Raw genomic sequence first — 25602 nt, 5'->3', positions numbered from 1 at the left:
CAGAAGGGCTCCCCACCGGCCGGAGGGGAGCCCTTCTGCGCACTGTCGTCGGCCGACAGTGCACATAGGAAGACCCGTCGGGTGGCGAAAACGGCAAATCCTGGACGCCGGGTCGACAAAGTGGCAGCTTAAAGGGCATGGCGGAATCCGGAGTCAACCCGACGGCGGCGGCCCTGCTCGGCCTGCTGCACGACGGCCCGATGACAGGCGGCCAGCTGATGGCCGCCGCTGAGCGCCGGCTGGCGCCGTACTGGTCGATGACCCGCAGTCAGGTCTACCGGGAGCTTCCGGTCCTGGCCGAGCGGGGTTTCGTGCGGCTGGGCAAGCCGGGCCCCCGGATGAGTCAGCCGTACGCGATCACGGCGGCCGGAAAACGGACATTCTCCCGCTGGCTGGCGGAGGACCCGGGGCGGGACACCATCCGCAACCCGGTGGCGCTGCGCATCGCCTTCGGCAACCTGCACTCGGCCAGCCAGCTGAAGAGCCTGTACGAGACGGCCAACCAGTACCACACCGACGCTCTCGCGGCCGTCCGCGAGCAGGTGAAGAACGCCAAGAAGGAAGGCGAAACGTACGACGCCGGCGCGCTGGAGTTCGCCGTCGCCTACCATCGGGCCGCCCTGTCCTGGCTGAAGGCCGCCCCGGTCGGCTGACGCCTCCGACTGCTGGAGCGGTCGAGGCAGTACGCTTGCTTGTCGTGACCGCTGCCGATTACGCCGAACAGCTCAAGGACCTCGACGCCACCCTGCGCAACATCGAGGCGGTGCTCGACCTCGACCGGCTGCGCCAGGACAAGGCCCGGCTGGAGGAGCAGGCGTCCGCGCCGGATCTCTGGGACGACCAGGCCAAGGCGCAGGAGGTGACCTCGCAGCTGTCGTACGTCAACGGCGAGATCGACAAGCTGGGCAGCCTGCGCTCCCGGATCGACGACGCCCAGGTCCTGCTGGAGCTGGCCGAGGACGAGTCCGACCCGGGCGTGCTGACCGAGGTCGAGACGGAGATCGCCGGGCTGACCAAGGCCATCCAGGAGATGGAGGTCCGCACCCTGCTCTCCGGCGAGTACGACTCCCGGGAGGCGCTGGTCGCGATCCGGGCCCAGGCCGGTGGCGTGGACGCGGCGGACTTCGCCGAGATGCTGCTGCGGATGTACCTGCGCTGGGCCGAGCGGCACGGCTACCCGACGGAGGTCTACGAGACCTCGTACGCGGAGGAGGCCGGCCTGAAGTCCGCCACCTTCGCGGTCAAGGTGCCGTACGCCTTCGGCACCCTGAGCGTGGAGTCGGGCACCCACCGCCTGGTCCGGATCAGCCCGTTCGACAACCAGGGCCGTCGGCAGACCAGCTTCGCCGGCGTCGAGGTGCTGCCGGTGGTCGAGCAGACCGACCACATCGACATCCCGGAGAACGAGGTCCGGGTGGACGTCTACCGCTCCTCCGGGCCGGGCGGGCAGAGCGTCAACACCACCGACTCGGCGGTGCGGCTGACCCACATCCCGACCGGCATCGTGGTGACCTGCCAGAACGAGAAGTCCCAGCTGCAGAACAAGGCCTCCGCCATGCGGGTGCTCCAGGCCCGGCTGCTGGAGCGCAAGCGGCAGGAGGAGGAGGAGAAGATGGCCGGTCTCAAGAGCACCGGCACCGGCTCCTGGGGCGAGCAGATGCGCTCGTACGTCCTGCACCCGTATCAGATGGTGAAGGATCTCCGAACCGAGCAGGAGACCGGCAATCCGTCCTCGGTCTTCGACGGCGAGCTGGACGCCTTCATCGAGGCCGGCATCAGGTGGCGCAAGCAGCAGCAGCTCGCCAACGACGCTGCGTGATCATGCGTGGGCGGAGCGCGTCATCGATCTTCCGTTGACCCGGTGAATCGATGACGCGCCTCGCATCACGGGGGCGTGGCACTTGGCTCTGCGGTTACACCGCGTAGACTCACCACCCGTGATTCAGCTTGAGCAAGTGACGAAGACGTACCCGAAGGCGTCCCGGCCTTCGCTCGACAACGTGTCCGTCTCGATCGAGAAGGGCGAGTTCGTCTTCTTCATCGGTCCATCCGGCTCCGGCAAGTCCACGATCATCAAGATGCTGCTGCACGAGGTCAGCCCCAACAAGGGCCGCGTCGTCGTGAACGGCAAGGACGTCACCACGATGCGCTCCTGGAAGCGACCCCACTTCCGGCGTTCGATCGGCTGCGTCTTCCAGGACTTCCGCCTGCTGCCCAACCGCACCGCGTACGAGAACGTGGCGTTCGCCCTCGAGGTGATCGGCAAGACCAAGGCGGTCGCCCGCCGGGTCGTGCCCGAGGTCCTCGAGCTGGTCGGTCTGGGCGGCAAGGAGCACCGGTACCCGCACGAGCTCTCCGGTGGTGAGCAGCAGCGGGTGGCGGTGGCGCGGGCCTTCGTGAACCGTCCGCTGATCCTGCTCGCGGACGAGCCGACCGGAAACCTGGACCCGGACACCTCGATCGAGATCATGCGTCTGCTGGACCGGATCAACCGCACCGGCACGACCGTCGTGATGGTCACGCACGACTCCAACATCGTGAACCAGATGCGCCGCCGCGTCGTGGAGATCGAGAGCGGCCGCATCGTGCGCGACCAGGCCCGCGGCGTCTACGGCTGAGCCGACGCTCGCCCGCCAGCCGTAGATCCTGACGACGAACACCTCACGCCGGAGAGCCGGAGGAATTTCCCGATGCGGATGAAATACGTCCTGACCGAGGTCATGGTCGGACTGTGGCGCAACGTCACGATGACCATCGCGATGATCATCACGATGGCCGTGTCGCTGTTCATGCTGGGCGGCAGTGGACTGCTGTACCAGAAGGTCAGCGACATGAAGGACCTGTACTACGAGAACATCCAGGTCTCCGTCTTCCTGAAGACCGACGTCAAGCCCGAGCAGCGCACCGAGCTGGAGACCAAGCTGAAGGGCGACAGCCTGGTCAAGACGGTCGACTACGTCAACAAGGACGAGGCGTACAAGCGCTTCCAGCAGATGTACCAGGACGCGCCGGACCTGGTGAACGCGGTCAAGCCGGACCAGCTGCCCGAGTCGTTCCGGCTCACCCTGGTCGACCCCGAGCAGTACAAGCAGATCTACTCGCAGTACAAGGACGTCGCCGGCGTCGACGAGATCGTCGACCAGAGCAAGCTGCTGGACAAGGTCTTCGGCGTGCTCGGCGGCATCCAGACCTTCGCGCTGGCGATCTCGATCGTGATGGCGATGGCCGCGCTGCTGCTGGTCGCCAACACGATCCAGGTGGCCGCCTACAGCAAGCGCCGCGAGGTCGCCGTCATGAAGCTGGTTGGCGCCTCCAACTGGTTCATCCAGGCGCCGTTCGTGCTGGAGGCGGTGGTGGCCGGCCTGATCGGTTCGCTCTTCGGCCTGGTGGCGCTGATCGCGCTGAAGACCCTGGGCGGTGGCGGCTCGCTGTCGGCGCTCGAGGGCCTGATCTCCCCGATCTCCTGGGGCGACATCTTCCTGGTGTTCCCGCTGATGGCCGGCGTCGGTGCCGTGGTCAGCGCGATCACCGCCTGGGTGACCCTCCGGTTCTACCTGCGGGTCTAGTCGCCGCACGGCTCTCCGAGAGCCCCTCCGCGCCGGAATAAACGGCGCGGAGGGGCTCTTGTCGGTGAGGCTTGTTCGGCCGGTGCCGGCAACGACCGACGGGCCCGCAGCGTGGGCCCGAACAAGCCTCATTCCGGTAGCATGATCTCCGCTCCGCGGCCGGGTGGTCGCGGACCCACGAGGAGGGAGGTGGCGCCGGATGCCACGGGAAAAGGGCCGCAAGGTGGTCGCCTCCAACAAGAAGGCCCGCCACGACTACGCCATCCTCGACACGTACGAGGCGGGCATGGCGTTGACCGGCACCGAGGTCAAGTCGTTGCGGGCCGGGCGCGCGTCGTTGGTGGACGCGTTCGCCCAGGAGCGCGACGGCGAGTTGTACCTGCACGGCATGCACATCCCGGAGTACACGCAGGGCACCTGGACCAACCACGAGCCCCGGCGGACGCGCAAGCTGCTGCTCAAGCGGCTGGAGATCGACCGGTTGGTCGGCAAGACCAAGGAGGGCGGCCTGACCATGGTGCCGCTCCAGGTCTACTTCTCCGACGGCTGGGCCAAGGTCGAGATCGCCCTGGCCAAGGGCAAGAAGTCGTACGACAAGCGGCAGGATCTGGCCAAGCGGGACGCCGACCGGGAGATCCAGCGGGCGGCGGGCCGGCGTGGCAAGGGGATGGACGACTGACTCGTCCGGTTCGTCCGGGTCGGCACGCCCGGGTGGGGCTCGGGATGAAACCCGTTGCGGTAGGCGTTAGGCTTGTCAGTGCCACCGACACTGGTGGCCTGTCGAGGGGGTGACTGGTTTCGACTTCGTACGCAGCGACAGGGGAAGCGAGCCGAGGAAGCCGACGTCGTCTCGAGAATCGGTCGTCGGAAACCAATAAGCGCCAAGAACAATCGCGCTGACTTCGCTCTCGCCGCCTGAGGCGAGTAGTGAGTCTGTCGGCCTGGGAGCGCCTCCGTCCCAGTATGCCGGCATCAGTTAGGAGGCTGGCCAACCGGACCCGGTCGCGGGGTCCGTGCGGCGAGATCAATCAGCGACTGGGCCCGTCACACCAACTTGCTCGCGTGAGCGGTGGGGCCGAGTAGAGGCATAGCGAGCTGCGCTCGGAGAAGCCCTGACAAACCGGCGAAGGACCCGGGTTCGATTCCCGGCACCTCCACCACCGTGACCTGTGCGCCCCGTCCACCCGGACCGGGGCGCACAGTCGTCTCCCCCCACCCAGCCCTGCCCCCCACCCGCCCACCTCCGTTGATCATGAAGTTGGCGGCGGCGAAACGGACATCTCACGCCGCTAACTTCATGATCAACGGATCGAGGCGCGAGGCGCGAGGTGTGAGGGGTGAGGACGGGCGGTGGGGGTTGTGGGGGCGGTCTAGGGTGTCGGGCGTGATGCAGGAGCCGTTGCGGTTGTCGATCGGGGTTTCCGGTGGGCAGCGGGCCTTCGCCGGGGTGGTGGGCGGGCTGTTCGCCGCCTTCGGGGCGGCGCTCGTGCTGCTGCCGCTGACCGGGGAGGCCCTGCTGCGCCGGATCGGCGGGTTCGGGGATCCGGTGCCGTCGTACGAGGAGGCCCGGGACCTGCCGCCCGGGATGCTCCCACCCGACCTGGCCGGTCGACCGGCTCAGGACGACGGGTTCGGATCGGTGCGGCTGGTGGGGCTCTGTGGGCTGCCGGTCGTCCTGCTCGGCCTCTACCTCGTGCTCCGGGTGCTGCGGACCGCGGCCTGGCTGGACGGCACCCGGGTCCGGGTGCGGGGGGCCGTCGGCAGCCGGACCGTGGACCTCGCCACCGCCGAGGTCACCGCCGGGGCCACCGGGTACCGGGCGGGAGAAGACGCCGTCGTCCGGGTGCCCACCGTGGTGGCCCGGGATCCCGCGACCGGCCGCCGGGTGACCGTCCCGTTGCGGAGCCCTGGGCTGGCCACCCTCCCGCCGCACGAGCTGCGGGCGTTGGCCGACGCCATGACGTCCGGCCGCCCGACCGGGGGCCGGGACTCCGACGTGCACGCCCTCGCCGGCCAGCTGCGGGAGATGGCGAGCAGACCGCTGGACTGAGGCACGGCGATGCTGGCGGGACCGCCGGGGACGATGGGGCCAATGAGGCGGCCCCGGTGCCTGGACAGGGCGGACCGACGGGTCCACCATCGCTGTACGCGGTAGCAGCGCAGCGCGGGAGGTGCCCATGGTCACCCGTCCGATCCGGCAGCCGACCACCGTCCCCGGGACCGGCCGGCCGCCCGTCCCGCAGCCGTCCCGGCCCACCTTCACCGGCGACGTGCACGCCCTGGCCCGGGCGCTCGCCGTGCCGCCGGGGGAGGCGCGCTGGCGGGAGCGGCTGATCCTGCGGCTGGCCCCCGTGCACCGGAGCTTCGCCGAGCACGTCCGGACCACCGAGGGGCCCGCCGGCCGCTACGCCGAGCTGCTCGACCAGGCGCCGCGACTCGACCACGGCGTACGGCTGCTGACCCGGGAGCACACCGCGATCGCCGCCGCCCTGGCCGCCCTGCAACGCGCCGCCGAGGTGCCCGGCGTGCCGTGCCAGGAGTTGTGCGGCCGGGCCGGGCACCTGCTGCGGGCGCTGGCCCGGCACCGGCAGCGCGGCGCGGACCTGATCTGGCAGGCGTACCAGACCGATCTCGGGGGCGAGACCTGACCGTCGGGGAACCGGCGCGGCGGAGTGGGCGTCCAACAACCCATGCGTCGCATTCTCGCCCTGCTGAGCCTTCCCCTCCTGGTCGTCGCGGCCGGCTGCGCCCCGGCCGGCTCCGACCCGTCCACCGCCGGCGCAGCCGAGCCGTCCGTGCCCGACCAGCGCCGGGCGGCGTTCGACGAGCGGGCCGCCGAGGTGGCCGAAGCGTGGCGCCCGGGCCCGGGCTGGGACACCGGGTACGTCCCGTTGCAGGAGCCGACCGTGCTGGCCGGCGACCCCCGGTTCAGCCCGGACACCGAGGCGGCCTTCCGCGCCGGCTGGTACCGGCTGCAGAACCCGCTGCCGATGTTCAAGCTGGCCCCCGGCACCATCCGGTTCCCGGACGGCACGATGACCGTGCCGCTGGTCGGCGCGGACGAGGCGTTCCGCCAGCTCGACCAGGGTGACCCGCCGCCGTGCGAGGGCCGGCCGATGACGCCGTCCGGCCGGTCGACGCCGCCGGGGTCCGACCCGACCGCGCCGGCCGGGCGACCCAAGGCGCCGGGACCCGGCCCGACGATCGAGCCCGGCCCGGACACTCCGGTGCAGAGCGAGCCGTCCACCGCCTGCATCCCGCTCACCGTCACCGGGGTACGGCTCGGCACGGCGTCCGTACGGACCAGCCGGGGCGTGGCCGAGGCGCCGGCCTGGCTCTTCACGGTGGCGGAGCTGGCGGTGCCGGTGGCCCGGGTGGCCGTGGCCCCCGTCGCCGTCACCGCCCCACCCGAGGTGAGTGGCCCGGGCGCGGCGGCACCGCCGGACGTGGTCGCCGGGGTGAGCCTGCGCGCGGTGACCGGCGACCGGGTCGACTACCGGGTGGGGGTGGGCGCCTGCGACAGCGGTGTCACGCCGCTGGTCGTGGAGCGGGACGACGTCGTGGTGGTCGGCGCGGTCGTGGTCCGCCCCACCGGGCCGTGCACGATGCAGCTCAAGCTGGAACCGGTGAGCGTCACCCTCACCGCTGGGCTGGGCGACCGTCCGGTGCTGGACGTGGTCACCGGCGCCCCGCTGGCCCTCACCCGTGACTGAAACCCGAGCCGCGGTCACAGGATGGCCGGCACCTCGGTGCTGATCGGCACCGGCAGCACGGTCGGCCGGTCGGCGGCGAGCGCCTCGGCCACGGCGTCACCCAGCCGGTCCAGGTCGTCGACGACGGTCGTCGCGCAGCCGTAGCCGCGCGCCACGGCGGTCACGTCCAGTCCGGGCAGGTCCAGCGCGGGCACTCCGGGGGTGTGCTTGAGTTCCGCGAACGCCTTGAGGATGGCGTACTGCTGGTTGACCGGCACCACCACGGCCAGCGGCAGGCGCAGCCGCGCCGCCGTCCAGAGTGCCTGCACCGAGTAGTGGAACGAACCGTCGCCGATCACCGCCACCACCGGCCGGCCGCGCCCGGTGTCCCGCTCGGCCAGCGCCACGCCCACGGCGGCCGGCAGGCCGAATCCGAGCCCTCCGCTGGCCATCGTGAGGTAGGACGCCGGCCGGCGGATCCGCACCCGCCGGCGCAGGGCGGCCAGGTTGGACGGTGACTCCTGCACCAGCACCCCGTCGGCCGGCCAGCAGGCGGCCAGGGCCGCGAAGAGCGCGTCCGGGTTCGGGGGATCGGTCACCTCCGGCGGCGCCGGGTCGGGTCGGGGCCCCGGCCGGGCCCGGTCGGTGGACGGCAGCAGCTCCCGTAGCGCGGTCAGGGCCAGCCCGGCGTCGGCGAGCAGGCTCTCCCCGACCGGCGCCCGGGCGGCCTCCTCCGGGTCGTCGGTGACGTGCAGCAGCCGAGCGCCGGGCGGCAGGTGGTCGCCCGGCACGTGCGGGTAGTAGCGGAACACCGGCGCGCCGACCACCAGGACCGTGTCGTGGCCGCGCAGCGCCTCGGCGAGCGGCCCGATCGCGTACGGCAGGACGCCCCGGAACTGCGGGTGGTCCTCGGGGAAGACGGCCCGCTCCGGTGCCGGGGCCGCCCAGACCGGGGCGGCCAGCCACTCGGCCAGCTCCACCGCGGCCGGCCAAGCCCCCGCCCGGTCCACCGCCGCGCCGAGCACCAGCACCGGCGCCCGGCTGCCCGCCAGCAGGTCGGCGAAGTCCCGCAGCCGCGCGGGGTCGGGCGCGAACCGGGTGGCCACCGTCCGGACCTGCGGCGGCGGGTCGGCCACCCGGTCCCAGTCGTCCATCGGCAGGGAGAGGAAGACCGGCCCGGCGGGAGGCTGCACCGCCGTGGCGTACGCCCGCATGAAGGCCGCCGGGATGTCCTGCGCGCGGGCCGGCTCGTAGCCCCACTTGACGTACGGTCGCACCAGCTCCGCCGCCCGTGGGCTGGCCAGCCGGGGCTCGACGAGCAGCATCTCCCGGGTCTGCTGGCCGGCGCTGACGATCAGCGGGGTCCGGTTGTGCCAGGCGGTGACCAGGTTGCCCATCCCGTTGCCGGTGCCCGGCGCGGTGTGCAGGTTGACGTGGGCGGGCCGGGCGGTGGCCTGGGCGTACCCGTCGGCCATCGCCATCGCCGACGCCTCCTGCAGGGCGTGCACGTAGTGGAAGTCGGCGGGGAAGTCCTGGAGGAAGGGCTCCTCGGTCGAGCCCGGGTTGCCGAAGACGGTGGTCAGGTCGAGCGCACGCAGCAGGTCGTAGGTCGTCTCGCGGACCGTCGCCATTGCCAGCTGCCCCCGTCTGCCGCGTGGTGCCGGAGATGGCTGGGTGGTCCGCCCCCCGACCAACCGAATCTATCGGCAGCAAGCCGCCTTTTCGGGCGCTTCCGGCGTCAGGGCAGCTCGAAGGGGAGCTTGATCCCGTCCAGGGCGTGCGCGCACGGGCAGTCCCGCGCCACGGGCAGCGCCGCCACCGCGTCCAGCAGCACCGCGCGCAACGTGTCGGTGTTCTCCGCGAAGACCCGGAACACCTCGTCCTGGGTCACCGACTCGCCGGCCGCCACGCCCGCGTCCAGGTCGGTGACCAGGGCGATCGAGGTGTAGCAGAGGGCCAGCTCGCGGGCCAGGACCGCCTCCGGGTGGCCGGTCATGTTGACCACCGAGCCGCCGATCGAGGCGAACCAGCGGGACTCGGCGCGGGTGGAGAAGCGCGGCCCCTCGACCACCACCACCGTGCCGCCGTCCACCGCGGTCACCTGCCGGCCGGTCGCCGCGTCGAGCAGCGTACGCCGGCCGGTGGGGCAGTACGGGTCGGCGAAGGAGAGGTGCACCGCGCCCCGGTCGTAGTAGGTCTGGGTGCGGCCACTGGTCCGGTCGATCAGCTGGTCCGGCACCACGAAGGTGCCCGGCCCGAGCTCCGGCCGCAGGCCGCCCACCGCGCACGGGGCGAGCACCTGGCGTACCCCGAGCGACCGCAGCGCCCACAGGTTGGCCCGGTAGGGGATCAGGTGTGGCGGGTGCCGGTGGTCGCGGCCGTGGCGGGGCAGGAACGCCACCGTCCGGCCGCCCACCTCGGCGATGGTGATCGCGTCCGACGGCGCCCCGTACGGCGTCTCGACCGTGTGCTCCGTGGCGCCGTCCAGGAGCGCGTAGAGCCCCGATCCGCCGATCACCGCCAGTTCCGCCGTTGGACCCATCGACGCTCCCTCGATCCTGTTCGATCATCCGCCCGTCAGACCTTAGCCAGCGGCGGGGACGCAGGCTATGGTGCCAGGCATGGCGATGACAGCGCGGACGGTCGAGGGCGTCGGGTCCGCCCCGGTGCGCGGCTGACGGAGGTCCGAGATGCAGGGAGAGGGACAGGCGATCGGTGGTCGCGCTATGGAGTCGATGACCGGACGGCTGCTGGTCGCGACGCCCACCCTGAAGGACCCGAACTTCGACCGTACGGTGGTGCTGCTCGTCGCCCACGAGGCCGGCGGCGCCCTGGGTGTGGTGCTGAACCGGGCGACCGAGGTGCCGGTGGCCGACGTGCTCGGCGACTGGAGCGACCTGGCCCGCGATCCGGCGGTGCTCTTCGAGGGCGGCCCGGTCCAGCCCGACTCGGCGATCTGCCTGGCCCGGATGCGCCACCCGATCAAGCCGTTGAAGGGCTTCCACCGGGTCTCCGGCGCGGTGGGCACCATCGACCTGTCGGTGGACCCGGAGCGGCTGCGGGAGAGCATCGGCGGCATCCGGGTCTTCGCCGGCTACTCCGGGTGGGGTTCGGGGCAGCTGGAGCAGGAGATCGAGGAAGGGTCGTGGTTCGTGCTCGACGCGCTGCCCGGTGACGCCTTCGTCGAGCGGCCGGACGACCTGTGGCCGATGGTGCTGCGCCGACAGGGCGGCATGCTGGCCGCCGTCGCCCACTTCCCGCCCGACGTCGCGCTCAACTGAGCGACCCGCGGAGGGGGGACCCCCGCGAGATGACCATGCCGAAGGCCGTGTGTATAGTTCTCTCGTGCCCGGGCAACCGGGACGACCGCAAGGGGCCGTGGCGCAGCTGGTAGCGCACCACACTGGCAGTGTGGGGGTCAGGGGTTCGAGTCCCCTCGGCTCCACCCGAGCGGAAGAAAGCCCTGGCGGGTAGTACCCGCCAGGGCTTTCTTCGTCCTCGGCGTCCCCGGCCGGTCCGGGCGCATCCTCACCGGCCGGACGGTTCGGGCGCCTCCCCGGGTGGCCGGCCCGTCGCCGGCGGCTGGCCCGCGAGCCCCCGAGCCGGTGCCGCGAGGGCGGCCAGGGCCGCGGCGCTGCGGCTGCCCGGTTCGGGCGCGCCGACCAGCAGTTGCTGACCGGGAGCGTCGCGGACGTCGAAGGTCTGGTAGGTCAGCTCGACCCGCCCTGCCTCGGGGTGGTTGATGACCTTGAACATGCGGGTGAGGCCCTGCACGGTCTGGTCCGCCCAGAGGGTGCGGAACCGCGGCGAGTCCCGTCGCAGGTCGGCCACGAGCGTCCGGATCCGGGGATCCTCCGGGAAGAGGCCGGCGTTCAGTCGCAGGGCGTGTACGACGTTCTCGGTCAGGGCCGGCCAGTCGGGGAAGACGGTACGGGCCCGCGGGTGCCCGAACAGCACCCGGACCATGTTGGTCGGGCCGGTGAACGGGGACAGCAGCGCGGCCGCCACGTCGTTGGTGGCCAGCACGTCGAACGCGGGACCGAGCACGTAGGCGGCGGCGGTGGGGAAGGCGTCCAGCAACCGCAGCAGGGCGGGGTGGACGGAGTCCCGGGAGTTGTCCGGGCCGAGGCGGGGATGGAGCCCGGCGAGCCGGAAGAGGTGGCCGCGCGCGTCCAGGTCGAGGCGCAGGGCCCGGCCGAGCGCGTCGAGCAGCTGTGCCGAGGGGTTGCGCTCCCGGCCCTGCTCGAGGCGGGCGTAGTAGTCGACGCTCACCCCGGCCAGGACGGCGAGTTCCTCGCGGCGCAGCCCGGGTACCCGGCGGTCGCCGCCCGCGTGCAGGCCGACCTCTTTCGGGTCGACCCGGGCGCGGTTGGCGCGGAGGAACTCCCCGAGCCGGTTTGAATCGGGCATGCTGACCAGCCTAGGGCTCCGGACCGGGGTCCCCGGCCGGCTCGCGACTTCGCCGGGGGCACACGGGTCGCAGGTTCGCGCACCGAACGGGACACGGAGCACCGAAGTCGGACGGAACGTACCCGGTGCCAGGGTGTGGCGCACCCCGGAAGTCGCACCCTTCCGGGGCCCGCGTACCGGCCGGATCGTTGAGCGAGCGGCGTTCGGCCGCAGGCCCGGATTGCAACAGGAGGATCAATGGGAACCGGTACCGGCTCGAAGATCGTTCTCATCACCGGCGCGAGCAGTGGCATCGGGGCGGCGACCGCCCGTCGGCTGGCCGCCGACGGCCACCACGTCGTGCTCGGCGCCCGGCGCGTGGACCGGCTGGCCGCCCTCGTCGACGAACTGCACGCCGCCGGCGGCACCGCCGAGCACCATGAGCTGGACGTCACGAGCCGGGACAGTGTGCGCTCCTTCGTCGAGGGCGCCCACGACCGGCACGGCCGCATCGACGTGCTGGTCAACAACGCCGGCGTGATGGCCCTGTCCACCCTCGACGCGCTGCGGGTGGAGGAGTGGGAGCAGATGCTCGACGTGAACCTGCGCGGCACCCTGTACGGGATCGCCGCCGCGCTGCCGCTGATGCGGGCGCGCGGCACGGGGCACATCGTCAACATCGGCTCCACCGCCGCGTACCGCGTCGACCCGACCGCCGCGGTCTACTGCGCCACCAAGTACGCGGTCCGGGCGCTCACCGAAGGGTTGCGCCAGGAGAACCGGGCCGTGCGGGTGACCCTGGTCAGCCCGGGCTACACCCACTCCGAGCTCACCGAGCGGGGTGGCGATCCCCAGGTGCGGGCCGCCGCCCACGCGGCCGCCGAGGAGCTGGGAATGCCGGCCTCGGCCGTCGCCGACGCGATCGCCCAGGCCATCGCCCAGCCCGACAGCGTCGACGTCAACGAGATCGTCATGCGGTCCACCGCGCAGGGCTGACCACACACCACGAGGAGTGCAACCATGAGCGAAGCGCTCGAGATGACGACGTTCCGGCTCGTCCCCGGCCTCACCGGCGCCGACTTCCTCGACGCCAACGCGGCGATCAACGACTACCTGCGGCGCCAGCCCGGTTTCCGGTGGCGCCGGATCGTCCAGGACGACGACGGCACCATCACCGACATCGTCGCGTGGGACTCCGTCGCGCAGGGCCGGCGCAGCGCCTCGGGGATCATGACCGAGATGGCCGACTCCCCGGTGCACGCCACCATCGACCACGCCACGGTCGACTTCCGGATCGTCCCGGTCCTCCAGCACACCAGCTGACCCCTCGGCGGCCACCCCGGCCGGGTGAGGGACGACCGGACAACCGGCGTCTGCGAGGACGCCTCGACAACAGAAAGGTGCGGTGCGTCGTGCGTGCCATGACACTGCGGGAGTTCGGTGCTCCCCTTCGGGTCGACGAGATCGACCGACCCACCGCCGGCGCCGGTCAGGTGCTCGTGCGGATCGTCGCCAGTGGCGTCAACCCGCTGGACACCAAGATCCAGGCCGGTCAGGCTCCGCACGCCCGCGTCCGACCGCCGGCGGTGCTCGGCATGGACCTCGCCGGGGTGGTCGCCGCCGTGGGGCCGGACGTCACGGACCTCGAGCCGGGTGACGAGGTGTACGGGCTCACCGGCGGCGTCGGTGACCTCCAGGGTTCGCTGGCCGAGTACGCGGCCGTGGACCGGCGGCTGCTGGCGCGCAAGCCGTCCGCGCTCTCCATGCGGGAGGCCGCCGCGCTGCCGCTGGCCCTGATCACCGCCTGGGAGGGGCTGGTCGACCGGGCCGGGGTCCACGCCGGGCAGAAGGTGCTGGTGCAGGGGGGCGCCGGCGGTGTCGGGCACGTCGCGATCCAGCTCGCCCGCGCCCGGGGCGCCGACGTGTACGCGACGGGCGGCCCGTCGAGCCTGGAGGTGATCCGCAGCCTCGGCGCGGTGCCCATCGACTACACCGCCGTCAGCGTGGAGGAGTACGTCGCGACGTACACCGGGGGTGCGGGTTTCGACATCGTCGCCGACAACGTGGGCGGTGCGACGCTCGACGCCTCGTTCACGGCGGTGCGTACCTACCACGGCCACGTGGTCAGCGCGCTCGGGTGGGGCACGCACGCCCTCGCGCCGTTGTCGTTCCGCGGGGCGACCTACTCCGGGGTGTTCACCCTGCTGCCCATGCTGACCGGGCAGGGCCGGGAGCACCACGGCGAGATCCTGCGTGAGGGCGCGGCGTTGGCCGACGCCGGGGCGCTCCGTCCCCGGCTCGATCCTCGTCGCTTCACCCTCGACACCGTGGGGGAGGCGCACGACCTGGTCGCCCGGGGCGCCGCGCAGGGCAAGGTCGTCGTCGACATCGACGCCTGAGGGCGGGTGGCGGGATTCCGCCGCGCCGTCGAACCTTTGCCGCCCCGCGCCCGTACCTGTGCGCGGGAGGTCGATCTCATGGCCGTACGCCGACTGCTCACCGCCGCCCTCGCCGGCGCGGTGACGCTGCTGCCCGTCACCACCCCCGCCCACGCGCACGGCGCACCCACCAGCCCGGTCAGCCGGGCGGCGGCCTGCGGGCCGGCGGGTACGGCGGCCGACACGCCGGCCTGCCTGGCGGCCGTCGCGGCCGGCGCGGCGGTACGCGAGTGGGACAACGTCCGGGTGGCCCGGGTGGACGGGCGGGACCGGCAGCGGATCCCCGACGGGGAGCTGTGCAGCGGTGGGCTGTCCGCGTACCACGGGCTGGACCTGGCCCGGGACGACTGGCCGGCGACCCCGCTGTCCCCTGGCCGGGCGTTCACCTTCCGCTACCGGACCACCATCGGGCACAAGGGCACGTTCCGGCTCTACGTGACCCGTCCCGGCTACCACCCCGGTCGCCGACTCACCTGGGCGGACCTGGAGCAGCGGCCGTTCCTCACGGCCACCGACCCGCCGGTGCGGGCGGGGGCGTACCAGATGCCGGGGCGGGTGCCGACCGGCCGGACCGGCCGCCACCTGATCTACACGATCTGGCGGAACTCCGACACCCAGGACACCTACTACTCCTGCTCGGACGTGGACTTCCCGGTGCCGGCGACGCCCCGTACCCGGGTCGCGTCGGCCGGGCCGGCGGCGACGGCCGACGCCACTCCGGCGGCGCTCGCCGACTCGGACGGCGGGGTGCCGGTGGCCTCGGTGACCGCCCTGGGCCGGGTGAACCTGACCCTGGTGGCCGGGGCGGCCGGCGTGGTCGTGGTGCTGCTGGCGGCGCTGGTCGGCGCGCGGTTGCGTCGGGCCGGCGCGCCGCCGCCGGGCCGGCGGTGCGAGGTCCGCAACCACCGGGCCGGCCGTCGCCGGGTCTGGTGACCCGCCGGCCCGGCCGGGTCGGCGCCGGAAACGACGGAGCCGCGCCGCACCCTGGGGTGCGACGCGGCTGCGCTGGTCAGCGGTGGAGCGTCAGAGCCGGTACGCCTTGTCGCTCTTGGTGACGCCGCGGGTGTCGAAGAAGCGCGGGGCGATCTCGGCCAGCCGGTCGGCGTCGTACTGCTTGTGGTTCTGCACCAGGATGACCAGGTCGGCGGCGGCGACGGCGCTCTCCAGGTCGTCCACCCGCAGCACGTCCACGTCGGAGATCTTCCACTGGCTCACGAACGGGTCGTGGTAGCTCAGCTTGGCGCCCAGGGCGCCCAGCTTCTGGGCCAGCTCGACGGCCGGGGACTCACGCTGGTCGGCGATGTTCGGCTTGTAGGTCACGCCGAGCAGCAGCACCGACGCGCCGTTGGTGGCCTTGCCGGCGTCGTTGAGCAGGTTCTGCGCCCGGTGCGCCACGTACGCGGGCATCGTCGCGTTGATCTCCTGCGCCAGCTCGACGAAGCGGAACGGGTAGCCCAGCTTCGCCCGCACGTTGTGGCTCAGGTAGTTCGGGTCGATCGGGATGCAGTGGCCGCCGACCCCCGGACCCGGGTAGAACGCCTGGAAGCCGAACGGCTTGCTGGCGGCGGCGTGGATGACGTCCCACAGGTCGATGTCCAGCTCGTGGCAGAACCGGGCCATCTCGTTGACCAGCGCGATGTTGATGTGCCGGTAGGTGTTCTCCAGCAGCTTGGCGGTCTCCGCCTCGCGGGTGCCCTTGGCCCGGACCACCGTCTCGATGAACCGGCCGTAGAACTGCGCGGCCCGCTCGGAGCAGGCCGGGGTGTGCCCGCCGACCACCTTCGGGGTGTTGTGCGCGCCGAACTTCTCGTTGCCCGGGTCGATCCGCTCGGGGGAGAAGGCCAGGTGGAAGTCGGTGCCCGCGGTCAGGCCGGAGGCCTTCTCCAGGATCGGCCGGACCACCTCGTCGGTCGTACCCGGGTAGGTGGTCGACTCCAGGATGACCAGCATGCCCTCGGTGAGGTTCGCGGCCACGGCCTCGGTCGCGCCGATCACCGCGCGCAGGTCCGGGCCCTGGTCCTCGGAGAGCGGGGTCGGCACGCAGATCACCGCGGCGGCGGCGCCCCGGATCTCGGAGGCGTCGGTGGTGGCCCGGAAGCCGGCGCCGATCATGTCGGCGATGTCGCCGTCGGACAGGTCGTCGACGTGCGACTTGCCGGAGTTCAGCGACTCCACGACGCGGGCGTTGATGTCGAAGCCGAGGACGGTCATCCCGGCCTTGGTCGCCTCCTGGGCGAGCGGTAGGCCGACGTAGCCGAGCCCGAGAATCACGACATCGACAGACACTGCCTGCTCCTTCACTGGGATGTCCACGCGGTGCGGGCGGGTTGGCCACCGACCGACCGGATGATCAGAAGTGGTGCTATTGGGCGTCTCGTGCCCGGTCGCTGCGGGAATCCCGGACGGGGCCGCCGTCGGATCAGCGAGGACGTTGACGAAGCGTACCCGTCCGGGCGGCGGATGCCCCACCCGAGCGCTCGGTGTCGCCTAGCGGTGACGCAGCGTGCGCTTGACCTTGCGCTTGGCCTTGCGGGCGAGGTTGCGCGCCTTGCGGGCCGCGCCGAGGACCTTGCGGCCCTGCGGCGTCATGCGCAGCACCCCCTTGAGGGTCTGGTCCTGCTTGCGCGACTCGCGCTCCTTCTCCAGCTCCAGGGCCAGGCTGTCCAGGTGCTTGAGCAGGGCGTGCTCGCTGCGCCGCTGGTCCTCCAGGTACTGCCCGACCACCGCCCGGGCCTCGCCCACGGTGATCCGGGTGGTGCTGTGCGCGGTGCCCGCGGTGGTCAGCCGGACCGCGGCCTCGGCCGTGGCCAGCAGGGCGCCGGTCGCCACCGCGGTGGTCTCCGGGGCGCCCCGGCGCAGCACCGCGCAGGGCGAGCCGCTGAACGCCCGCAGGCCGTGCCACTGGAGGCCGGCCAGGGCCACCGTGGCCGTCTCGGCGTCCGCCGCCGGACCGACCGGGTCGAGCGCCACCAGCAGCTGCCCGTCCGGGCGCAGGGCCGCCTGGAGCCGGGCGTTGACGGCGCCCAGCCACTGCGGGTCGACGTTGCTGCGCTCGATGACGATCGTGTCGAAGAGTCCCTCGATGACGACCTCGTCCGGATCCGGACCGACCTCCAGCACCACCGCCTCCGCGAAGGGGGTGCTCAGCGAGTCGTGGCCGTGGTGCCGGTCGTCGGTGATGACGAGCAGAGCCTGGTCGTGCTCGTCCGATCCGCGCAGGGGATGCTGAACCTCAACGGCCGATGCCGTATCGATCGTCATCCTGCGTTACCTCCCGGCCAGAGTCCTGGTTACGATGCGCGGCGAGATTAGCGCATGTGCCGGCGACGGTGGGCCGCGGCACCCGCTCCACGGGGGACGGGTCGTACCGTGTCGTCCGGCGGCAATCGCCAGTCGCCGGGGGCGGCGCGATGATACCGAGGAGCTAAAGCGTGGCAGGTGGCGAGTCACCCGAGGTCAGCGGATTGCGGAGCGGCAAGGCGGGGGACCGCCCGTGGCTCCAGCCGTCGGCCACCGCTCCGGACCGTGCCGGGATCACCGCGTGGCGCAACCAGGTCGACACGCTGCACAGCGAGATCCAGGCCGACCTCACCGCCGACGGGACGCACAACCGGGTGCTCACCCCCGGGGTCAGCGTGGTCATCCCCTCCTACAAGGGGGTCGGGCACATCCGGCGCTGCCTGGACTCGCTGGCCGAGCAGACCCTCGACCGGGGCCTGATCGAGCTGATCGTGGTGCTCAACGGGCCGGAGGACGGCACCCACGCGGTGCTCGACGACTTCCGGGCCGCGAACCCGGGCCTGGCGGTACGCGTCGTGCGGCTCAACCGGGCCGGGGCGTCCCGGGCCCGCAACGCCGGCATCGCCGCCGCCCGGCGGGAGTACACCACCTTCGTCGACGACGACGACCGGGTGTCGCCGGAGTTCCTGGAGGTGCTCTACCGCCACGCGAGCCCGCAGGTCGTGCCGATCGCCGGGCTGGTCAACGTGCGCCCGGACGGCACCGAGGACGCCGAGAACCCGATCAACACCATGCTGGTGGAGCACGCCGGCAAGATCACCGCGCCGGCCGAGGCGCGGGTGACCACCACCTTCAACGCCTGCAAGCTGGTCGCCACCAGCCTGCTGCGCGACGTCTACTACGACACCGACCTGGCCAGCGGCGAGGACGTGCTGTTCTGGATGACCGTGGTGGTGCGCGGGCACATCAACTTCTACCCGTGCCCCACCGAGGGCGCGATCTACTACCGCGAGCTGCGCGAGGGCTCGGTGTCCCGGCCCGAGCCGACCTTCGACTTCTACGTCACCCAGCGGCTCGAGGTGATCACCAGGCTGGAGCGGCTGCTGCCCGAGTGCGACGTGCGCAGCAAGGAGCTGCTCGCCACCCGGATCCGGGCGCAGACGGCGTTCCTCGCCGAATACCTCAAGGTCAACCCCGGCGAGTACGGCCGGGTGGTCGAGGAGATCGACCGCTACCCGATCTTCCACATGCCGTACGAGCGGATGAACGGCGGACTGGAGCGCGGCCTGGTCATCGCGTACGCGTTCCCGCCGTACGCCGACACCAGCGCGGTCGTGATGGGCAAGCGGGTGCGGATGATGGGGCGTACCGCCGACGTCATCTACAACGCGATGGACCGGATCCGCCCCACCGACGAGTCGCTGACCCGGATCTCCGGCCCGTTCATCAACCGCAAGGCCGCCCTGCCCACCCCGTCGTACTTCTCCGACTTCGGGTCGATGGAGAAGTTCGCGCTGGCCGGTCTGAAGCAGATCGAGCAGTGGCAGCAGAACCGGCGCAACTGGCCGTACCCGTGGATCTACAGCCGGGCGCAGTTCGCCCACTCGCACTTCCTCGCCGCCGCGTACAAGCTGGCGAACCCGAAGGTGCGCTGGACCGCCGAGTTCTCCGACCCGCTCTCCCGCGACATCGCCGACCAGGAGCGCGGCACCCCGGTCAAGGAGGGGGTGCTGATGGACAAGCTCCGCAACGGCCTGGCCGAGCTGGAGCTGCCGATCCCCGAGTCGACCAACTGCTTCGTCTGGACCGAGGAGATCGCGTACGCGCTGGCGGACGAGATCATCTTCACCAACGAGAACCAGATGGAGTACATGCTCAGCTACTGCTCCAGCCCGGAGCTGGCCGAGGTGGCCCGGCAGAAGGCCGTCGTCTCCCCGCACCCGACGCTGTCGCCGAACTTCTACCAGATGGTGGAGACCGACTACGCGCTGGAGCCGGGCGTCGCGAACATCGCGTACTTCGGCAACTTCTATGCCACCCGGGGTCTGGACGACGTCCTCGCGGCGATCGCGGCGCAGGACACCTGGACCCGCGCCCACCTGCGCATGCACGTCTTCACCACCAAGCCGGAGGAGCTCCAGAAGCGGGCCGCCGAGCTGGGCATCTCCGACGCCGTCCGGGTCGGGCCGTACGCCCGGTTCCTGGAGTTCCTGAACCTGACCACCAAGTTCGACTGCCTGCTGGTCAACGACGCGGTCACCGGTGACAGCCACGCGCAGAACCCGTACCTGCCGTCGAAGTGGTCGGACTACAAGGGCAGCGGCAGCCCGGTCTGGGGCCTGGTGGAGGAGGGCAGCCCGCTCAGCCGGCAGCCCCTGCACTACCAGTGCCCGGTCGGCGACGTCGCCGCGGCGACCGAGATCATCGCGCAGATCGTCCGGAACAAGGTCGGGGAGCGTCCGTACGACGCCGCCCCGGCGGGTGAGTGGACCTCCGTCGACCAGCCCGTCTGACCCACCCGGGGACATTTCCCGCACTCCCCTCTGGCATGCTGCGCTGGAGGGGAGGGGCGCCGCAGCGGTGCCCGATCCGTCATATCGATGCTGGAAGGCTCTGATGCCCGATCTCGTCCTGCACGTCACCGGTGCCCGGCCGAACTTCCCCAAGGCGGCCCCGGTCATCCGCGCGCTCGCCGATCTCGGCGTGCCGCAGGAACTCATCCACACCGGTCAGCACTACGACGAGAAGATGTCGGACGTCTTCTTCCGCGAGCTCGGGCTGCCCAAGCCGGACGTGAACCTGGGCGTCGGCTCCGGCAGCCACGCCGGCCAGACCGCGGCGATCATGACCGGGCTGGAGGAGATCTTCCTGTCCCGCAACCCGGGCATGGTGGTCGTCTACGGCGACGTCAACTCGACAGTCGCCGCCGCCCTGGTCGCCTCCAAGCTCCAGATCCCGGTCGCGCACGTCGAGGCCGGCCTGCGCAGCTTCGACATGTCCATGCCGGAGGAGATCAACCGGCTGGTCACCGACCGGCTGTCCAACCTGCTCCTGGCCACCAGCCCGGACGCCATCGCGCACCTCGGCAACGAGGGCACCGACCCGGACAAGATCCACCTGGTCGGCAACCCGATGATCGACACCCTGCTGGCCAACGTCGACCGGTTCGACGCCGACCGGGCCCGCACCGAGTACGACCTGGGTGACCGCTACATCGTGGCGACCCTGCACCGTCCCGGCAACGTCGACGACCCGGCCGACGCGGCGGCGCTGGTGAAGGCCATGCACGCGGTCGCCGACCAGGCCGAGATCGTGCTGCCGCTGCACCCGCGCGGACGGGCCCGGCTGGAGGCCGCCGGCCTCTTCGACCACCCGAAGCTGAAGGTCATCGACCCGCTGGGCTACGTCGAGTTCCTCGGCCTGGTCCGGGGCGCCTCGGCCGTGGTCACCGACTCCGGTGGCGTGCAGGAGGAGACGACCATGCTGGGCGTCCCCTGCCTGACCCTGCGCCCGAACACCGAGCGCCCGGTCACCATCACCCACGGCACCAACCGGCTGGTGACCCGGGAGGCCCTGCCGCAGGTGGTCGCCGACGTGCTGGCCGCCGGGCGCAGCGAGACCTGGCCGACGCCGCCGCTGTGGGACGGCCACGCCGGCGAGCGGATCGCCGCGGTCATCAAGCAGTACCTGCGGGACTGAGCCGAGCCACACCGAATAAGGCGCCCGCCACCCCTCGATGGGGATGGCGGGCGCCTTTTCGCGTCGTGCCGGGCGGCCCGGTCGTGCCCGGCGGCCCGGGTGTGCCGGCGGCCCCGGGTGTGCCGGCGGCCCCGGGTGTTAAGCGGGGCCCCCTCCTATACGAAATGCGTTAACAGGGGGCCCTTCCTTGCACCTCAGGCGATGGTCTGGCGCTCGCGCGGCTCGGCGGAGGTCCAGCTGCCCGGCCAGGTGCTGCGCAGCACCGAGGCGTCCTTCTCCAGCTTCAGCCGCTCCTCGGTGATCGACGGGGCGGTGTCGCGCCAGAGCTGGACGACCTCCTGCTCGTCCTTGCGGATCAGGTCGTCGAGCACCACCACCGCGTCCTCGCCGAGCCGGTCGCCGAGCAGCGGCATGGCGGGGAAGCGGGCGTGCGCCCCGGTGTCGGCGGGCGGGCCGTCCACGAAGAGCAGGCCGATCCCGTCCAGGTCACGCCAGGCGTCGGCGGCGTACCAGTGGTAGGTCTCGCCGGCCACGTCGATCGGCGTAAGCGGCGCGTGGCGCACCTCGGCGAGGTCCTGCACGCCGTGGGCGGTGAGCAGCTCGACGGTGCGGCGGGCGTAGTCCGCGTCGTGCTCCAGGGCGACCACCTTGCCGTCGATGCCGAACTGGCGCATGGCCAGCGCCGACCAGAGGGTGGAGAGCCCGCTGCCGCACTCGACCACCAGCTTGGGCCGCTCGTTGCGCAGGATGCTCACCAGCAGCAGCAGCACGTCCGGGGAGGCGGCCCAGCCGCGCATCGGCGGCACCCGGTTGCCGATCGGCACCATGGCGTAGAGGTTCAGCAGCGCCTCGACGCCCTTGTACGCGTTCGCGTTCTCCTGCCGGGTGACCAGCTTGCCGTAGTCCTCGCAGCGGGCGATCGCCTTGGCGAGCCGCTCCACGCCGGCGTTCGACGCCTGCCGCTCGCGGGCGAGGTGGTCGGTGAGCCGCCGCTCCAGCTGCTGGTCGAGGCGCTCGCCGAGCTCCTGGAGTTGCCGCTCGTGCCGGCCCAGCCGCTCGTCGGTGTGCTCCTGACCGGCTTCGATCAGCTGGCTCAGGTGCCACTGGTTGTAGCGGTGCTGCCGGTTGGACCGGAGGATGGCGATCACCACCAACCCGATCAGCACCACCAGCAGCACGGTGGTGGACGACGCCCCGCCCACCGTGCCGGCCACAATCGCCGCCACCGCCGTGGCGGCGGCGACCACGATCACCGCGACCGGCTGGGCCAGTGCCTTTCCGACGCCCCCCAGCGTCGAGCGGGCCCGGTCCGTCGTGCCGTGCCGCTCATCGGTCCTCTGCATCGACGCTCCTGAACTGAGGGTGAACTGAGTGCGGGCTGCGGGCATTATATGGCCGCCCGAAGTCCGGGCATACCGGTCGTCCCGGGCCACTTTTCGTGCCCCGGAACGGGCCCCGGCGAGAGGTCCCGGGGCCGTCCACGGACGACCCCGGGAACCGCTCAGCGGGTGCTGTAGTCCGCGAAGTACCCCCGTGCCTTCGCCACGTCGCCGTGCAACAGGGCCGCCCAGGCGTCGATCACGCCGGTCGGGTTGACCTTGGTGAGCATCTCCTGGTGGGCCGCGGCGGACCGCTCCGCCCAGACCTGCGGATCCGCGTTGGCGAGCACCGACTCGGCCGCCTCGGCGATCGAGTTCGGGATCCACCGGTTGTCGTAGATGTCGCGGGCACCCGGCCAGGGCCGGATCACCGGCACCGCGCCGGAGGCCATGCCCTCGGCGCAGCCGAGGTGGAAGCTCTCGATGTCGCTCATCGACAGGATGTTGCCGACCTTGCGGTACCAGCGGCCCATGTCCCGCCCGGGGGCGTCGAAGACCACCGCGCCGCGCAGCAGCGGGTCACGGTCGATCCGCTCCTGGCACCAGCCGACGTACTCCCGCTCCTCGGCCTTCGGCCAGACGTACTCGTTCTGCCAGGGCGGCAGCGAGCGGACGAACATGGTGAACCGGCGGTCCTGCCGGCGCACCTCGGCCAGCAGGTCCAGCGCCAGGTCGAAGCGCTTGTTGCTCCACTCCATGCCGACGAAGCCGATGTTGAACCGGGCCTCCGGCAGCTTGGGGCGGTCGACCCACTCCACGTCGAGGAAGTTGGGGATGTAGACCAGCTTCTCGGCCGGCCAGTTGAGCTCGTTGCGGATCCGCCGGCCGATCGGCGGGGAGACGTGGACGACCGCGTCGACCTTGTCGATGTCGATCAGCGCCGGGTAAGGAGCGTCCAGCTCGAAGCGGTGCAGCCGGACCACCAGGAACTGGTTCGGCTTCTTGCGCTCGGCGAACCACGCCGCGCTCGGCCGGGCCCACTCGGCGATGATCACGTCGGAGTCGTCGGCGAGCTGCTGGGTGCGCGGGGTCTTGATCGAGACCTTGGGCCAGTCGTCGAGCGTCACGTCCAGGTCGGTACGCGCGTCCAGCCGGTGCGCCAGCTCCCGGATGAACTTCAGGTCGTACCCGGAGATCACCGTCCTCAGCGTGCGCTCCGGGTGCGCCGGGCCCTGCGGCAGCGTCGCGGCCAGCACGGTGCCGGCCCCCCGGTCCTGCTCCGCGGCGGTCCACTCGGTCGGGAAGGTCTCCGGCAGGCCCGGAACGGCGATGGTCTTCGCCTCCTGGTCCCACCCGAGCCGGTTGGCCGGCGCCCAGGCGGCGTCGGTACCGCGCAGCCGGGCGGCGGCGAACGAGTACGGCATCTCATCGTGCACCGAGGGCGCGCCCGGGCGCAGCAGCCGGCGCCAGACGGCCAGCTCCTCGGCCTCCGGGGCCACCCCGGCGGGCAGCTCGTCGTCCGCCGCGTCGGCGCAGGACGGGCAGGTCCGGTCGGCGGCCAGCGGCGGGAGCACCACCACCCGGGGCCGGGCGCTCACCGTGGCCCGCTCCACCGACTCGCGGGCCAGCTCGCTGTCGGTGATGAACCCACCGATCTTGCCGGCGACCGCGTCCAGCTCGTCGGCGTACCCGGACTCGGCGCCCTGGACGATCCGCTCCGCCGGCAGGGCCAGCGACCAGATCAGCCGGCCCGGGGTGCCGCCGGCCAGCGCGGCGGCCGCGGCGCGCGGCGACTCGGCGACCACCAGGGCGGCGCCCTCCAGGCCGGGCAGCAGCTTCGGCGCGGGCGGGGCGGCCGGCGGCGGGGGCACCGGCGCGGCGGCCGGGCGACGCTGCTGCATCATCCGGCGGGAGCGGCGGTAGACCTTCACCAGCGGCTGCCGGATCGACGGCGCGAGCCAGGGCATCTTGGGCTGCTGCGGCGGGGCGGGACGCTTCGGCTGCGGCTTGGGCGGTGGCTGCCAGGACGTCTCGGTCACGCTCGCCCCGGCGGCCGTGAAGGCCGCCCGGAACGCGTTCCGCCAGCAGCAGACCCCGGGCAGATCGGGCCATCGACCGTCCCGCAGGAGAACGACGGGCGTGACCCGCTCGGGGCTGGCAGTATCCATCGGGTGGGGTCCCCCTCTTGGGCCGGCCCCAGGTCCTTCTGCCGCGACCGGGCCCTGTTCGTGTTGACGGAAAAGGGTGGTGACGTCGCCGGCAGCCCGGTGGCGCGGGGGCGCTCGGGAGGGCGCTCCCGACGGACGGTGGCAACTTCGCCATCAGGATAGACCGGCCCGATAGTCGACGTGGAGCAGCCTTCACCCGGCGGGGACGCCCGGCCGGCTGCGGTAGAGTGCCCGACGTCCCGCCCAAGATCCAACGTGGTGTCCGGTTTCCACCGCTCGTGGAGAGGCTCATGCGCGCACACCTGCCGTCCCGACTGACCCGTCGCGCGGGCGACGCCCGGAGCTACCGGTACGTCTTCGTGGTCACCTACGGCCGGTCGGGCTCGACGCTGCTGATGGGCCTGCTGAACACCATCCCGGGCTACCGGATCCGGGGCGAGAACGACAACGCCCTGCACCACCTCTTCCGGGCGTACGCCTCGGTGCGCGACGCGTACCCGAAGCGGGCGGAGACCGCCTGGTCGACCGGGGACCCCTGGTACGGCGCGGACCGGTGGCGTCCGGAGGAGTTCCGCCGGTCGCTGGTCGACGCCTTCGTCGCGCAGGTGCTGCGGCCGGCCCCCGAGGACCGGGTGCTCGGGTTCAAGGAGATCCGGTACACCACCGAGCACATCCGCGACCTCGACCCGTACCTGGACTTCCTGCGGACGGCGTTCCCGAACTCGAAGATCGTCTTCAACCACCGGCTCCCCACCGACGTGGCGAAGAGCGCCTGGTGGGCGGAGAACCCCAAGGCGCTGGAGCGGATCAAGGCCGCCGACGCCCGGCTGGCCGCGATCCCGGCCGACGACCGGCACTTCCACTTCCACTTCGACCGGATCGACGACAGCCTGGACACCATCCGGGAGCTGTTCCGCTTCCTCGGCGAGGAGATGGACACCAAGCGGGTCCGGGCCACCCTGGAGACCCCGCACTCGTACCGGCCGGGGGAGCGCCCGGTCGCCGCCGGCTCGGCCGCCGGTCGGGCCCGTACGCTGGCCCGCCGGGTCGTCGTCCGGCTCCGCCGCCGCTGAACCCCGCCCGGCCCGTCG

At 72.2% G+C, this 25602-nt stretch carries 23 protein-coding genes, 1 tRNA gene and 1 other RNA gene; 18 read left to right on the top strand and 7 right to left on the bottom strand.

Annotation, left to right across the window (positions count from 1 at the left end):
- Positions 1–137: 137 nt before the first annotated feature.
- The 9 genes from GA0070564_RS02415 (at position 138) to GA0070564_RS02375 (ending at position 7279) form a co-directional block, all read left to right on the top strand.
- The gene (locus GA0070564_RS02415) at positions 138–653 is read left to right on the top strand and encodes a PadR family transcriptional regulator (protein WP_091601795.1); all 516 of its coding nucleotides are present in this window, start codon (positions 138–140) and stop codon (positions 651–653) included.
- A gap of 44 nt (positions 654–697) precedes the next feature.
- The gene (prfB, locus tag GA0070564_RS02410) at positions 698–1819 is read left to right on the top strand and encodes a peptide chain release factor 2 (protein WP_091601792.1); all 1122 of its coding nucleotides are present in this window, start codon (positions 698–700) and stop codon (positions 1817–1819) included.
- A 118-nt stretch (positions 1820–1937) separates the two neighbouring features.
- The gene (gene ftsE, locus GA0070564_RS02405) at positions 1938–2618 is read left to right on the top strand and encodes a cell division ATP-binding protein FtsE (RefSeq protein WP_088969966.1); all 681 of its coding nucleotides are present in this window, start codon (positions 1938–1940) and stop codon (positions 2616–2618) included.
- A 72-nt stretch (positions 2619–2690) separates the two neighbouring features.
- The gene (gene ftsX, locus GA0070564_RS02400; RefSeq protein ID WP_091601789.1) at positions 2691–3566 is read left to right on the top strand and encodes a permease-like cell division protein FtsX; all 876 of its coding nucleotides are present in this window, start codon (positions 2691–2693) and stop codon (positions 3564–3566) included.
- Between the two features lie 199 nt (positions 3567–3765).
- Entirely contained in the window at positions 3766–4245 is a 480-nt protein-coding gene (gene smpB, locus GA0070564_RS02395) for an SsrA-binding protein SmpB (protein WP_091601786.1), read from the top strand.
- Positions 4246–4350: 105 nt separating this feature from the next.
- Positions 4351–4726: a transfer-messenger RNA gene (gene ssrA / locus GA0070564_RS02390) on the top strand.
- Between the two features lie 224 nt (positions 4727–4950).
- Positions 4951–5616: a hypothetical protein gene (locus GA0070564_RS02385; RefSeq protein ID WP_141714687.1), complete on the top strand. Its 666-nt coding sequence runs from the start codon at positions 4951–4953 to the stop codon at positions 5614–5616.
- 127 nt (positions 5617–5743) lie between these two features.
- Positions 5744–6214 (top strand): hypothetical protein, encoded by a 471-nt coding sequence (locus GA0070564_RS02380; RefSeq protein WP_091601780.1) that lies wholly within the window; start codon positions 5744–5746, stop codon positions 6212–6214.
- Positions 6215–6256: 42 nt separating this feature from the next.
- The gene (locus tag GA0070564_RS02375) at positions 6257–7279 is read left to right on the top strand and encodes a hypothetical protein (protein ID WP_091601777.1); all 1023 of its coding nucleotides are present in this window, start codon (positions 6257–6259) and stop codon (positions 7277–7279) included.
- Positions 7280–7293: 14 nt separating this feature from the next.
- Here GA0070564_RS02375 and mdlC read toward each other — a convergent pair whose 3' ends face one another.
- The gene (mdlC, locus tag GA0070564_RS02370) at positions 7294–8889 is read right to left on the bottom strand and encodes a benzoylformate decarboxylase (RefSeq protein WP_091601774.1); all 1596 of its coding nucleotides are present in this window, start codon (positions 8887–8889) and stop codon (positions 7294–7296) included.
- A gap of 107 nt (positions 8890–8996) precedes the next feature.
- Positions 8997–9800 carry an S-methyl-5'-thioadenosine phosphorylase gene (locus GA0070564_RS02365; RefSeq protein WP_091601771.1) on the bottom strand — a complete coding sequence of 268 codons (804 nt, stop codon included), beginning with the start codon at positions 9798–9800 and terminating at the stop codon, positions 8997–8999.
- 148 nt (positions 9801–9948) lie between these two features.
- Here GA0070564_RS02365 and GA0070564_RS02360 point away from each other — a divergent pair, with 148 nt between their 5' ends.
- Both GA0070564_RS02360 and GA0070564_RS02355 read left to right on the top strand, forming a co-directional pair.
- The gene (locus GA0070564_RS02360; protein ID WP_091601768.1) at positions 9949–10539 is read left to right on the top strand and encodes a YqgE/AlgH family protein; all 591 of its coding nucleotides are present in this window, start codon (positions 9949–9951) and stop codon (positions 10537–10539) included.
- A gap of 91 nt (positions 10540–10630) precedes the next feature.
- A tRNA-Ala gene (locus tag GA0070564_RS02355) sits at positions 10631–10703 on the top strand.
- Positions 10704–10786: 83 nt separating this feature from the next.
- On the opposite strand, the gene GA0070564_RS02350 is transcribed toward GA0070564_RS02355, so the two are convergent.
- The gene (locus tag GA0070564_RS02350; RefSeq protein WP_091601765.1) at positions 10787–11668 is read right to left on the bottom strand and encodes a helix-turn-helix domain-containing protein; all 882 of its coding nucleotides are present in this window, start codon (positions 11666–11668) and stop codon (positions 10787–10789) included.
- Between the two features lie 237 nt (positions 11669–11905).
- Here GA0070564_RS02350 and GA0070564_RS02345 point away from each other — a divergent pair, with 237 nt between their 5' ends.
- The 4 genes from GA0070564_RS02345 (at position 11906) to GA0070564_RS02330 (ending at position 15018) form a co-directional block, all read left to right on the top strand.
- Complete coding sequence (locus GA0070564_RS02345; protein ID WP_091601762.1) at positions 11906–12643, top strand: SDR family oxidoreductase; 738 nt, start codon at positions 11906–11908, stop codon at positions 12641–12643.
- Between the two features lie 24 nt (positions 12644–12667).
- Positions 12668–12970, top strand: a complete 303-nt coding sequence (locus GA0070564_RS02340; protein WP_091601759.1) for a hypothetical protein — start codon at positions 12668–12670, stop codon at positions 12968–12970.
- A gap of 98 nt (positions 12971–13068) precedes the next feature.
- Positions 13069–14046 carry a zinc-dependent alcohol dehydrogenase family protein gene (locus tag GA0070564_RS02335; RefSeq protein WP_091601756.1) on the top strand — a complete coding sequence of 326 codons (978 nt, stop codon included), beginning with the start codon at positions 13069–13071 and terminating at the stop codon, positions 14044–14046.
- A gap of 78 nt (positions 14047–14124) precedes the next feature.
- On the top strand, positions 14125–15018 hold the full coding sequence (locus GA0070564_RS02330) for a lytic polysaccharide monooxygenase auxiliary activity family 9 protein (protein ID WP_091601753.1): 894 nt from the start codon (positions 14125–14127) through the stop codon (positions 15016–15018).
- A 90-nt stretch (positions 15019–15108) separates the two neighbouring features.
- On the opposite strand, the gene GA0070564_RS02325 is transcribed toward GA0070564_RS02330, so the two are convergent.
- Both GA0070564_RS02325 and GA0070564_RS02320 read right to left on the bottom strand, forming a co-directional pair.
- Complete coding sequence (locus tag GA0070564_RS02325) at positions 15109–16371, bottom strand: nucleotide sugar dehydrogenase (RefSeq protein ID WP_091601750.1); 1263 nt, start codon at positions 16369–16371, stop codon at positions 15109–15111.
- Positions 16372–16572: 201 nt separating this feature from the next.
- The gene (locus GA0070564_RS02320; protein WP_091601747.1) at positions 16573–17346 is read right to left on the bottom strand and encodes a hypothetical protein; all 774 of its coding nucleotides are present in this window, start codon (positions 17344–17346) and stop codon (positions 16573–16575) included.
- A 170-nt stretch (positions 17347–17516) separates the two neighbouring features.
- Here GA0070564_RS02320 and GA0070564_RS02315 point away from each other — a divergent pair, with 170 nt between their 5' ends.
- Positions 17517–19838 (top strand): glycosyltransferase, encoded by a 2322-nt coding sequence (locus tag GA0070564_RS02315; protein WP_091601744.1) that lies wholly within the window; start codon positions 17517–17519, stop codon positions 19836–19838.
- Between the two features lie 103 nt (positions 19839–19941).
- Entirely contained in the window at positions 19942–21024 is a 1083-nt protein-coding gene (gene wecB / locus GA0070564_RS02310; protein WP_091601741.1) for a non-hydrolyzing UDP-N-acetylglucosamine 2-epimerase, read from the top strand.
- A 194-nt stretch (positions 21025–21218) separates the two neighbouring features.
- Here the strand turns inward: wecB and GA0070564_RS02305 are convergent, their stop codons facing one another.
- Together GA0070564_RS02305 and GA0070564_RS02300 are read right to left on the bottom strand one after the other, a co-directional pair.
- Positions 21219–22367 carry a class I SAM-dependent methyltransferase gene (locus GA0070564_RS02305; RefSeq protein WP_176730529.1) on the bottom strand — a complete coding sequence of 383 codons (1149 nt, stop codon included), beginning with the start codon at positions 22365–22367 and terminating at the stop codon, positions 21219–21221.
- A 158-nt stretch (positions 22368–22525) separates the two neighbouring features.
- Complete coding sequence (locus GA0070564_RS02300) at positions 22526–24511, bottom strand: glycosyltransferase family protein (protein WP_091601735.1); 1986 nt, start codon at positions 24509–24511, stop codon at positions 22526–22528.
- Positions 24512–24801: 290 nt separating this feature from the next.
- Here GA0070564_RS02300 and GA0070564_RS29700 point away from each other — a divergent pair, with 290 nt between their 5' ends.
- On the top strand, positions 24802–25584 hold the full coding sequence (locus GA0070564_RS29700; RefSeq protein ID WP_091601732.1) for a sulfotransferase: 783 nt from the start codon (positions 24802–24804) through the stop codon (positions 25582–25584).
- Positions 25585–25602: the final 18 nt, after the last annotated feature.

The sequence above is a fragment of the Micromonospora mirobrigensis genome (assembly GCF_900091555.1).
GTDB lineage: Bacteria > Actinomycetota > Actinomycetes > Mycobacteriales > Micromonosporaceae > Micromonospora > Micromonospora mirobrigensis.
The sequence above is the reverse complement of the archived record's forward strand: the minus strand, read 5'-3'. Positions and strand labels throughout refer to the sequence as shown.

What these genes read in the sequence shown, in the direction of transcription:
- GA0070564_RS02345 (WP_091601762.1), top strand. Translation starts at nt 11,906, where the DNA reads ATGGGAACCGGTACCGGCTCGAAGATCGTTCTCATCACCGGCGCGAGC.
- GA0070564_RS02305 (WP_176730529.1), bottom strand. Translation starts at nt 22,367, where the DNA reads ATGCAGAGGACCGATGAGCGGCACGGCACGACGGACCGGGCCCGCTCG.
- smpB (WP_091601786.1), top strand. Translation starts at nt 3,766, where the DNA reads ATGCCACGGGAAAAGGGCCGCAAGGTGGTCGCCTCCAACAAGAAGGCC.
- GA0070564_RS02320 (WP_091601747.1), bottom strand. Translation starts at nt 17,346, where the DNA reads ATGACGATCGATACGGCATCGGCCGTTGAGGTTCAGCATCCCCTGCGC.
- ftsX (WP_091601789.1), top strand. Translation starts at nt 2,691, where the DNA reads ATGCGGATGAAATACGTCCTGACCGAGGTCATGGTCGGACTGTGGCGC.
- mdlC (WP_091601774.1), bottom strand. Translation starts at nt 8,889, where the DNA reads ATGGCGACGGTCCGCGAGACGACCTACGACCTGCTGCGTGCGCTCGAC.
- GA0070564_RS02375 (WP_091601777.1), top strand. Translation starts at nt 6,257, where the DNA reads ATGCGTCGCATTCTCGCCCTGCTGAGCCTTCCCCTCCTGGTCGTCGCG.
- GA0070564_RS02350 (WP_091601765.1), bottom strand. Translation starts at nt 11,668, where the DNA reads ATGCCCGATTCAAACCGGCTCGGGGAGTTCCTCCGCGCCAACCGCGCC.
- GA0070564_RS29700 (WP_091601732.1), top strand. Translation starts at nt 24,802, where the DNA reads ATGCGCGCACACCTGCCGTCCCGACTGACCCGTCGCGCGGGCGACGCC.
- GA0070564_RS02380 (WP_091601780.1), top strand. Translation starts at nt 5,744, where the DNA reads ATGGTCACCCGTCCGATCCGGCAGCCGACCACCGTCCCCGGGACCGGC.
- GA0070564_RS02340 (WP_091601759.1), top strand. Translation starts at nt 12,668, where the DNA reads ATGAGCGAAGCGCTCGAGATGACGACGTTCCGGCTCGTCCCCGGCCTC.
- wecB (WP_091601741.1), top strand. Translation starts at nt 19,942, where the DNA reads ATGCCCGATCTCGTCCTGCACGTCACCGGTGCCCGGCCGAACTTCCCC.
- GA0070564_RS02365 (WP_091601771.1), bottom strand. Translation starts at nt 9,800, where the DNA reads ATGGGTCCAACGGCGGAACTGGCGGTGATCGGCGGATCGGGGCTCTAC.
- GA0070564_RS02335 (WP_091601756.1), top strand. Translation starts at nt 13,069, where the DNA reads ATGACACTGCGGGAGTTCGGTGCTCCCCTTCGGGTCGACGAGATCGAC.
- GA0070564_RS02360 (WP_091601768.1), top strand. Translation starts at nt 9,949, where the DNA reads ATGCAGGGAGAGGGACAGGCGATCGGTGGTCGCGCTATGGAGTCGATG.
- GA0070564_RS02330 (WP_091601753.1), top strand. Translation starts at nt 14,125, where the DNA reads ATGGCCGTACGCCGACTGCTCACCGCCGCCCTCGCCGGCGCGGTGACG.
- GA0070564_RS02415 (WP_091601795.1), top strand. Translation starts at nt 138, where the DNA reads ATGGCGGAATCCGGAGTCAACCCGACGGCGGCGGCCCTGCTCGGCCTG.
- GA0070564_RS02300 (WP_091601735.1), bottom strand. Translation starts at nt 24,511, where the DNA reads ATGGATACTGCCAGCCCCGAGCGGGTCACGCCCGTCGTTCTCCTGCGG.